This window comes from Streptomyces sp. SYP-A7185 (genome assembly GCF_046103685.1).
Taxonomy (GTDB): Bacteria; Actinomycetota; Actinomycetes; order Streptomycetales; family Streptomycetaceae; genus Streptomyces.
This window is the reverse complement of sequence record NZ_CP122310.1, coordinates 5,344,503-5,352,500: the sequence shown is the minus strand read 5'-3', so window position 1 is coordinate 5,352,500 and position 7,998 is coordinate 5,344,503. Positions and strand designations below refer to the sequence as shown.

Here is a 7,998-nt window from a genome sequence, read left to right as displayed (position 1 = left end):
CGCCGACGCCGTGGTGGAGCTGCTGAGGCCCGTGCAGGAGAAGCACAAGGAGCTGGTGGCTGATCCCGCGTATGTGGAGGAGGTGTTGCGGCGGGGGGCCGAGCGGGCGAGGGAGATGTCCAGGCCGACGGTGGACACCGCTTATCGCGCGATCGGTCTGCTCCCGCCGGTGAACGAGGCCCGGTAGGCGCGAGGGCTGGTGGTGAGGCGCGACGCGAAGTGCTGGCGCATCGTGACCTCGCTGCCGAAGCCCGCGCGGCGTGCCACTTCGGGCATGGGCAGGTCGGTGCGTTCGAGGAGCTTCTGCGCGGCCGCGAGGCGCTGGTCCAGCAGCCAGCGCAGTGGAGTGGTGCCGGTGGCCGCGGTGAAGTGACGGGCGAAGGTGCGCGCCGACATGCCCGCCCGGGTGGCGAGGTCGGTGACGGTGAGCGGTTCGTGGAGGTGACGGAGGGCGTATTCGCGTACGGAGGCGAGGGCATCGGCGTCGCGGTCGGCGCGCGGGGTGGGGTGCTCGATGAACTGGGCCTGGGTGCCGGTTCGGAAGGGGGCGGTGACCATCGAGCGGGCGATGGTGGCGGCTGCTTCGGAGCCGTGGGCCGTGCGGACCAGGTGCAGGCAGAGGTCGATGCCGGCGGCCGTGCCCGCGGCGGTCCAGATGTTGTCGTCCTCGATGAAGAGGGCGTCGGGTTCCACGGTGACGAGGGGGTGATGGGTGCGGAGCAGGTCGACGAGGCCCCAGTGGGTGATCGCGCGGCGGCCGTCGAGGAGGCCTGCCTGGGCGAGGGTGAAGGCGCCGCCGCAGAGTGCCGCGATGGTGGTGCCTCGGGCGTGGGCGTTGCGCAGGGCTTCGAGGACCGCGCGCGGTGCGGGGGTGAGGTGGTCGTCGAGTCCGGGGACGACGACCAGGTCGCTGCCGTTGAGGCGGGTCAGCCAGGCGAGCGTGCGGTCGGGGGCGAGGGTCAGGGCGCCGCGCATCGGGACGGGCGCGGGGTCGGCGGCGACGCGGCGGAGGTCGAAGGGGGGTACGCCGCGGTCGGTGCGGTCCGTGCCCCAGACCTCCGTGATGACCGAGACGTCGAAGGCGCGGATGCCGGGGAAGGCGAGCAGGGCGATGCGCTGGGGTGCGTCCGGGGCGGTGGGGGGCGCCGGGGCGGGCGCGGTGGCGGAGATGGAGGACTTGGGCACGGTGGCAGTAAACCATCGGTCGATGGCTTTCTTCCCTCTGGGCCGTGGGGCGGTGCGTTGGCAGCATCGTCGGCATGGAGATCGCAGGGAACGCAGCGCTGGTCGTGGTGGACGTACAGAAGGGGTTCGAGGAGGAGGGGTTCTGGGGCGAGCGGAACAATCCGGGGGCCGACGAGAACATCGCGTCGCTCATCGACACCTGGCAGGCCACGGGGCGGCCGGTCGTCTTCGTGCGGCATGACTCGTCTCATCCGAAGTCGCCGTTGCGGCTGGGGCACGAGGGCAACGACTTCAAGGAGTACGTCGAGCAGCGGCGGGGGAAGGGGGCCGGGTCGGAGCTGTTCGTGAAGAAGACCGTGAACTCGGCGTTCTACGGGACTCCGGACCTGGACGCGTGGTTCAAGGCGGAGGGGATCGACGAGTTCGTGGTGGCCGGGATCCAGACCAACATGTGCGCGGAGACGACGGCGCGGATGGGAGGGAACTTGGGGTATCGGGTGCTGTTCGCGCTGGACGCCACGCACACGTTCGACCTGGAGGGGCCGTTCGGCTGGCGGCGCACCGCGGAGGAGCTGGCGCAGGCCTCGGCGGTCTCCCTGCACGGCGGGCGCTTCGCGGAGGTGGTGACCACGCGGTCGGTGGTCGAGGCGGCCGGGCGGTAGTGCGGTTGCCGCCCGGCGCCGTGGAGGGCCGTCAGCTGTTGTTGCCGGAGGCCAGTTCGCGGCTGCGGTCCCGGGCGGCTTCCAGGGCGGCGATGAGGGCCGCTCGCACGCCGTGGTTCTCCAGTTCGCGGATGGCGTTGATGGTGGTGCCGGCCGGGGAGGTGACGTTCTCGCGGAGCTTGACCGGGTGTTCGCCGCTGTCGCGGAGCATCACGGCGGCGCCGATCGCCGCCTGGACGATGAGGTCGTGGGCCTTGTCGCGGGGCAGGCCGAGGAGGATGCCGGCGTCGGTCATGGCTTCGACGAGGTAGTAGAAGTACGCCGGGCCGGAGCCGGAGAGGGCCGTGCAGGCGTCCTGCTGGGTCTCGGGGACGCGCAGGGTCTTGCCGACGGCGCCGAAGATCGCCTCGGCGTGGGCGAGATGGGTGCCGGTGGCGTGGCTGCCGGCGGAGATGACGGACATGCCCTCGTCCACGAGGACCGGGGTGTTGGGCATGACGCGGACGACGGGGGTGCTGTCGGCGAGGCGCTCCTCGATGAAGGAGGTGGTGATGCCGGCGGCGGCGCTGATGACCAGGCGGTCGGGGGTGATGTGCGGGGCGAGTTCGTCGAGGAGGCGGCCCATGTCCTGCGGCTTGACGGCGAGGATGAGGGTGTCGGCCTGCTGGGCGGCCTCGGCGTTGCCGACGGGGTCGACGCCGTAGCGGGTGCGCAGTTCCGCGGCGCGTTCGGAGCGGCGGGTGGTGACCAGGAGGTCGGCGGGGGCCCAGCCGGCCCGGATCATTCCGCTGAGGAGGGCTTCGCCGATCTTGCCGGTGCCGAGGACTGCTACGGGCTGGGGCATGTGTGGATCACCCTCCGGGTGCGGGGCTAGCGGGTCAGCGCTTCAGCTGGGTGGGGTCATCCTCGCATTGGTGGGTCGGGCATTCGTGGGTCGGGCATGGGCGGGTCAGGCATGGGTGGGTCAGGCCGTGCGGCGGCGGAGGGTCGCGGCGCCCAGCGCGAGGACGAGGACGGCGCAGCCCGCGACGACGGCGGTGTCGCGGACGAAGTCGCCGGTGATGTCGGGGTGGCGCAGGACTTCGTTCATGCCGTCGACGGCGTACGACATGGGGAGGACGTTCGAGATCGCTTCGAGGACCGGCTGCATCTGGTCGCGTGGGGTGAACAGGCCGCAGAGGAGGAGCTGGGGGAAGATCACGGCCGGCATGAACTGGACGGCCTGGAACTCGGAGGCCGCGAAGGCGGAGACGAAGAGTCCGAGTGCCGTGCCGAGCAGGGCGTCCAGGAGTGCGACCAGGAGGAGCAGCCAGGCGGAGCCGGTGACGTCGAGGCCGAGGACCCACAGGGCGAGGCCGGTGGCGAGGACGGACTGGATGACGGCGAGGAAGCCGAAGGCGAGGGCGTAGCCCGCGATGAGGTCGCCCTTGGCGAGGGGCATCGCGAGGAGGCGTTCGAGGGTGCCCGAGGTGCGTTCGCGCAGGGTGGCGATGGAGGTGACCAGGAACATCGTGATGAGCGGGAAGATCCCGAGCAGCGAGGCGCCGATGGAGTCGAAGGTCTGCGGGCTGCCGTCGAACACGTAGCGCAGGAGCAGGAGCATCAGGCAGGGGACGAGCAGCATCAGCGCGATGGAGCGGGGGTCGTGGCGGAGCTGGCGCAGGACACGGGCCGCGGTGGCGAGGGTGCGGTAGGTGTTCATCGGGCGTTCCTGGTGGGGGCGGAGGTGGTGGTCTCGGGGCCGGTCTGCTGGGCGGCGACCGCTGCGTCGACCAGGTGGAGGAAGGCCGCTTCGACGGTGTCGGTGGCGGTGCGGGTGCGCAGAGCCTCGGGGGTGTCGTCGGCGAGGAGCTCGCCTTCGCGCATGAGGAGGAGGCGGTGGCAGCGTTCGGCCTCGTCCATGACGTGCGAGGAGATGAGGATCGTGGTGCCCCGGTCGGCGGCGATGGAGTGGAAGAGGTCCCACAGGTCGCGGCGGAGCACGGGGTCGAGGCCGACGGTGGGTTCGTCGAGCACGAGGAGTTCGGGGGCGCCGAGGAGGGCCACGGCCAGGGAGACGCGGCTGCGCTGGCCGCCGGAGAGGTTGCCCGCGAGGGCGTCGGCGTGGGTGGTGAGGTCGACGTCGTCGATGGCGCGGGTGACGTGTTCGTGGCGGCGCCGGGCGGCGGGGCCGCGGCCGGGGTCCAGGACGGCGGCGAAGTAGTCCAGGTTCTGGCGGACGGTCAGGTCGTCGTAGACCGAGGGGCTCTGGGTGACGTAGCCGATGCGGGAGCGCAGGGCGGGGGCGCCGGCCGGTGTGTCGAGGACGTTCAGGGTGCCGGTGACCTTGGCCTGGGTGCCGACGGTGGCGCGCATGAGGGTGGATTTGCCGCAGCCGGAGGGGCCGAGGAGGCCGGTGATCTGTCCTTTGGGGACGGTGAAGGTCAGGCCGCGCAGGACGGTGCGGGGGCCTCGGACGACGGTCAGGTCCGCCGCCTCGATGGCGGGTAGCTCCTTTATATTCACCATGTGATGATTATTGCGCTCCGGGAGCCGGGCACGTCAAGGGGCGACCCCGCGTAAGGGGCCGGGTGTCGGGAGAAAGGTGAAGGGCGCGCTACCGAGTGCGTCGGAGCGCGCGTACGACCGCGAGGATCGGCGGGACTTCTTCCTCAGGCCTTTTTCTTCTTCCGGGACGGGTTGCCCGTGCGGCGTGAGGTGCGCTTGGCGTACTGGCGGCGGGCCTCCTCGTACTCCTCGCGGTGGAGCTGTTCGCCGGGGGCCTCGGTGAGGGACCGGAAGAAGTAGGCGAGGAGGACGCCGACGAAGCCGATCGTCAGGAGGCCGCGCGTCGAGGACTGGGACGCCGCGTCGTGGCGGCGGGTGAACCCCTCCCAGGTGCGGCGGAAGGCGATCGCGCTACAGACCGAGAACATGATGAGGACCAGGAAGTTCACGAACGTCCCCACGTCCGCGATCTCCATGCCCTCGTACGCGAACCGCAGCACGAAGCAGCCGGCGGCGGCCGCGAGCAGTGAGCCCACCGCGACGCCCGCGCGGCGCATGCCGTAGCCGTTGTCGTGGCCGACCCAGGTCGTGCCGAAGAAGCGGAGGGGCTCGGGCCGCGGGCCCGGAGCCGTCGCGCCGGACGGGGCCGCCTTGGCCGTCGCGGCCGTGCGGTCGGGGGTGCTGGAATCTGCGCTCACCCGTCGAGTATGGCCCGGGAGGGCGGCTACGGGGTGCGGGCCCGCGCGGCGCGGCAGCGGACGGGCTCGCCCATGCGTCCCCGCCGGGCCGCCCTGTTCGTCCACGCCGGGCTCGCCCTATTCGTCCCCCGCCTTGCCCTGCCGCACCACTCGGCGGCTAGTTTGTGGGGCAGGACGGACAGCAGGGCGGATAAACCGGCTCATGCGCCCACACATGCACGCGGGACGGGAGGTCAGAGAGTGTCGCTCCGCGGAGGTGACCCCGCCGAGATCGGCGGCTACCCGCTAGAGGCACGGCTCGGCTCGGGCGGCATGGGCACGGTCTATCTGGCGCGCACCGCGTCCGGGCGCCCCGTGGCGATCAAGCTGATCCACCAGCAGTTCGCGGGCGACGAGGAGTTCCGCATCCGCTTCCGGCAGGAGGTGGCGGCGGCGCGGCGGGTGAGCGGCGCGTTCACCGCCGCCGTGGTCGACGCCGACCCGGAGGCCGAGCATCCGTGGATGGCGACGGCCTACATCGAGGGGCACACGCTCGCCCAGCGGATCGCCAAGAGCGGCCCGCTGACCGGCGCCGACCTGCGCACGCTCGCCATCGGTCTGACGGAGGCGCTGCGCGACATCCACCGCGTGGGCGTCGTGCACCGCGATCTGAAGCCCTCGAACGTCGTGCTGTCGCCCGAGGGTCCGCGCGTCATCGACTTCGGCATCTCGCGCGCCGCCGACCAGCAGACGCTGACGATGACGGGGCGGGTCATCGGCACGCCGCCGTTCATGTCACCGGAGCAGTTGCAGGCGCCGCGCGGGGTCGGGCCGCGGTCCGACGTCTTCTCGCTGGGCACGCTGCTGGTGTACGCGGCGACGGGGCAGGGGCCGTTCGACGCGGACAGCCCCTATATGACGGCGTATCAAGTGGTGCACGAGGCACCGCAGCTGACGGCCGTCCCGGCCGCCCTGCGTGCGGTGGTCGAGCCGTGCCTCGACAAGGACCCGGAGGCACGGCCCTCCGCGGACCAGCTCCTAGAACGGTTGCGGGACCTGCCGGTCGAGCTGGGCGACGCGGGCGGGGTGCGGAGCGGCCGTACGCGGGACATCGACACGCAGCATCACCGGCCCTCGGTGGAGAGGACCGGGGCAGGTGCTGGTCCTGGTGTCTCCGGCGGGGCTCTCGACGGTCCGCGCCCGCGTCCGCGCCGCCGCAGGCGCACCGTGCTCGCCGCCGCTCTGGCCGTGGCCGCGCTCGGCGGTGGGATCGCCGCGCTCCAGCTCGGCTCGTCCGGCGGCTCCCCCGACGACGGGGGCGACGGCGGTGACGGCAAGGACCGCACGGTCGCGGCGGCCGAGGCCCTGCCCGGCGGCTTCCACCCGTGGCGCACGACGGTGCCCAACGACCGGGGCATCCCGGACGAGGTGCGCTGCGTGCCCCGCGGGGACGCGCTGTTCTGCGGGGGCGGCGGAACCCTCGCGACCCGGCTGCGGATCTCCGACGGCAAGCAGGTCTGGAAGGTGAAGAGCCCCGGCGTGCCCATGCAGGGCATGCACATCGTGGGCGCCACGGACGACACCGTCCTCGGCTACCGCATCCCGGACGACGCCGCGTCGACCGACGAGCGCGTCCAGCTGGTGGCCCTGGACGCAAGGACCAGCAAGAAGCTGTGGGCCCGCCCCATCGGGACCCAGTCCCAGATCTACACCGGGCGGTCCCAGGACGCGGTCCTCACCGGCTCGACGGTCCTCTCGGCCGACGCGGACCGTACGCGGATCGAGGCCAGGGACGTGCACAGCGGGCGCACGCTCTGGTCGACGCCCTTCCCCGGCGGCCGGCAGTGCACGCCGGTCCCGGCGGGCGGGCGGATGTACGCGATGTGCGCGCCCTCCCCCGAGGTCGACGACGTCGAGGTGCGCCACCCCTCCGTGCACAGCGTCGACCTGAAGTCGGGGTCGCTCGGCGAGGGCATCGCGGTCGCGGGACCCGTGCACCCGGTGGGTGACAGCAAGGGCCGGCTCGTGCTCCTCCACCAGCGCATGAAGGGACCCGAGTTCCTCGGCTACGACAAGGTGCTGCGGGTCGACCCGGGCAGCGGTCGCGTCACCGCCCGGCCGCTGAAGCGGACGTACTCCGCCACGACCGGGGTCGTGGACGGCACGGTCTACTTCGCCGAGCAGACCGGGCGGATCAGCGCGGTGGATCCCGCCACCGGGCGGCAGAAGTGGTCCCGGCAGACGAGCGTCGAGGGCGCTTCGGGGCCGGTGCCGTCCGCGGATCAGGGCGGGGGCGCCGGGGCGCTGTACTTCAGCTCGGCCAGCGGGCGGGTCGTCGCCCTCTCGCCGCGCGGCGGCACCCCGCTGTGGTCCACCGATCCGCGGGCGGAAGGCCTCACCGGTGAGGTGAACGCCAGTCCGCGGGTGGCGGTCTCGGGCCGGGTGGTGGTCGTGACGGCGGCCAGGAACACCGTGTTCGCGTTCGACGCGACGAAGCCGCCGAAGTCCGGCTGAACCTCGGTCCGGCCGGGCTGCGGCGGCTTCGGCCGGTCATCCGTGCCGTGCGGTGCCTCGTCCCGCGTGCGGTGCCGTGCCGTGTGCCCCGCGGTGGATCAGCAGCGGGGGGCCACGTAACCGTCGCTGCCCGTGCGGACGTACGTGTCGGAGACGTACCGCCCGCTGCCGATGCGGTCCCAGAGCTTCGACGTGCCGGTCGGGCCCGTGACGGTCTCGCCCGGCTTCTGGCAGTGGATCGTCACGCGGGTCCCGGCCGAGAGGCGGCCCACTTTGCCGTACGACGTGCCCGGGCCGGAGCGGACGTTGACGTCCGCCACGATCGCGTACGTCGCCGCTGCCGCCGCTGCCACGACGGATTCCGCGGCCTCCGCGGACTCAGCGGCCTCGGCGGACTCCGGTGATTCAGGCGTTATGACGTTCTCGCTCATGCTTCTCTCCCCCGTGAAGCGGCGGCGCGGGGCCGCCCCTGG

The 7,998-nt window shown here is 72.5% G+C and carries 9 protein-coding genes (1 of these 9 cut by a window edge); 3 read left to right on the top strand and 6 right to left on the bottom strand.

Going from position 1 to position 7,998, the window contains the following annotated elements:
* Window positions 1-187: the end of a tryptophan--tRNA ligase gene (gene trpS, locus QBL25_RS23500; protein ID WP_409058987.1), read on the top strand. Its footprint begins 824 nt before the window's first position; the window shows 187 of its 1,011 coding nt (coding positions 825-1,011); its start codon lies off the left edge, out of view; its stop codon occupies window positions 185-187.
* Here trpS and QBL25_RS23495 read toward each other — a convergent pair.
* Entirely contained in the window at window positions 142-1,113 is a 972-nt protein-coding gene (locus tag QBL25_RS23495; RefSeq protein ID WP_409062746.1) for a GlxA family transcriptional regulator, read from the bottom strand. The genes trpS and QBL25_RS23495 overlap by 46 nt on opposite strands.
* A 146-nt stretch (window positions 1,114-1,259) precedes the next feature.
* On the opposite strand from QBL25_RS23495, the gene QBL25_RS23490 reads away from it, so the two are divergent.
* On the top strand, window positions 1,260-1,847 hold the full coding sequence (locus tag QBL25_RS23490; RefSeq protein ID WP_409058986.1) for a cysteine hydrolase family protein: 588 nt from the start codon (window positions 1,260-1,262) through the stop codon (window positions 1,845-1,847).
* Between the two features lie 31 nt (window positions 1,848-1,878).
* Here QBL25_RS23490 and proC read toward each other — a convergent pair whose 3' ends face one another.
* From proC to QBL25_RS23470, 4 genes are all read right to left on the bottom strand, one after another.
* Complete coding sequence (gene proC / locus QBL25_RS23485; protein WP_409058985.1) at window positions 1,879-2,691, bottom strand: pyrroline-5-carboxylate reductase; 813 nt, start codon at window positions 2,689-2,691, stop codon at window positions 1,879-1,881.
* Window positions 2,692-2,811: 120 nt separating this feature from the next.
* On the bottom strand, window positions 2,812-3,549 hold the full coding sequence (locus QBL25_RS23480; RefSeq protein WP_409058984.1) for an ABC transporter permease: 738 nt from the start codon (window positions 3,547-3,549) through the stop codon (window positions 2,812-2,814).
* Entirely contained in the window at window positions 3,546-4,355 is an 810-nt protein-coding gene (locus tag QBL25_RS23475; RefSeq protein ID WP_409058983.1) for an ABC transporter ATP-binding protein, read from the bottom strand. The genes QBL25_RS23480 and QBL25_RS23475 overlap by 4 nt, the downstream gene beginning before the upstream one ends.
* Before the next feature lie 143 nt (window positions 4,356-4,498).
* A complete protein-coding gene (locus QBL25_RS23470; protein ID WP_409058982.1) occupies window positions 4,499-5,032 on the bottom strand; it encodes an EamA/RhaT family transporter in 534 nt (177 codons plus the stop codon).
* 240 nt (window positions 5,033-5,272) lie between these two features.
* On the opposite strand from QBL25_RS23470, the gene QBL25_RS23465 reads away from it, so the two are divergent.
* Window positions 5,273-7,525: a protein kinase domain-containing protein gene (locus tag QBL25_RS23465; protein ID WP_409058981.1), complete on the top strand. Its 2,253-nt coding sequence runs from the start codon at window positions 5,273-5,275 to the stop codon at window positions 7,523-7,525.
* Between the two features lie 98 nt (window positions 7,526-7,623).
* Here QBL25_RS23465 and QBL25_RS23460 read toward each other — a convergent pair whose 3' ends face one another.
* Complete coding sequence (locus QBL25_RS23460; RefSeq protein ID WP_409058980.1) at window positions 7,624-7,956, bottom strand: SH3 domain-containing protein; 333 nt, start codon at window positions 7,954-7,956, stop codon at window positions 7,624-7,626.
* Between the last annotated feature and the right edge of the window lie 42 nt (window positions 7,957-7,998).

Coding starts and splice junctions, on each gene's coding strand:
- QBL25_RS23490 (WP_409058986.1), top strand. CDS start 1,260: ATGGAGATCGCAGGGAACGCAGCGCTGGTCGTGGTGGACGTACAGAAG.
- proC (WP_409058985.1), bottom strand. CDS start 2,691: ATGCCCCAGCCCGTAGCAGTCCTCGGCACCGGCAAGATCGGCGAAGCC.
- QBL25_RS23480 (WP_409058984.1), bottom strand. CDS start 3,549: ATGAACACCTACCGCACCCTCGCCACCGCGGCCCGTGTCCTGCGCCAG.
- QBL25_RS23475 (WP_409058983.1), bottom strand. CDS start 4,355: ATGGTGAATATAAAGGAGCTACCCGCCATCGAGGCGGCGGACCTGACC.
- QBL25_RS23460 (WP_409058980.1), bottom strand. CDS start 7,956: ATGAGCGAGAACGTCATAACGCCTGAATCACCGGAGTCCGCCGAGGCC.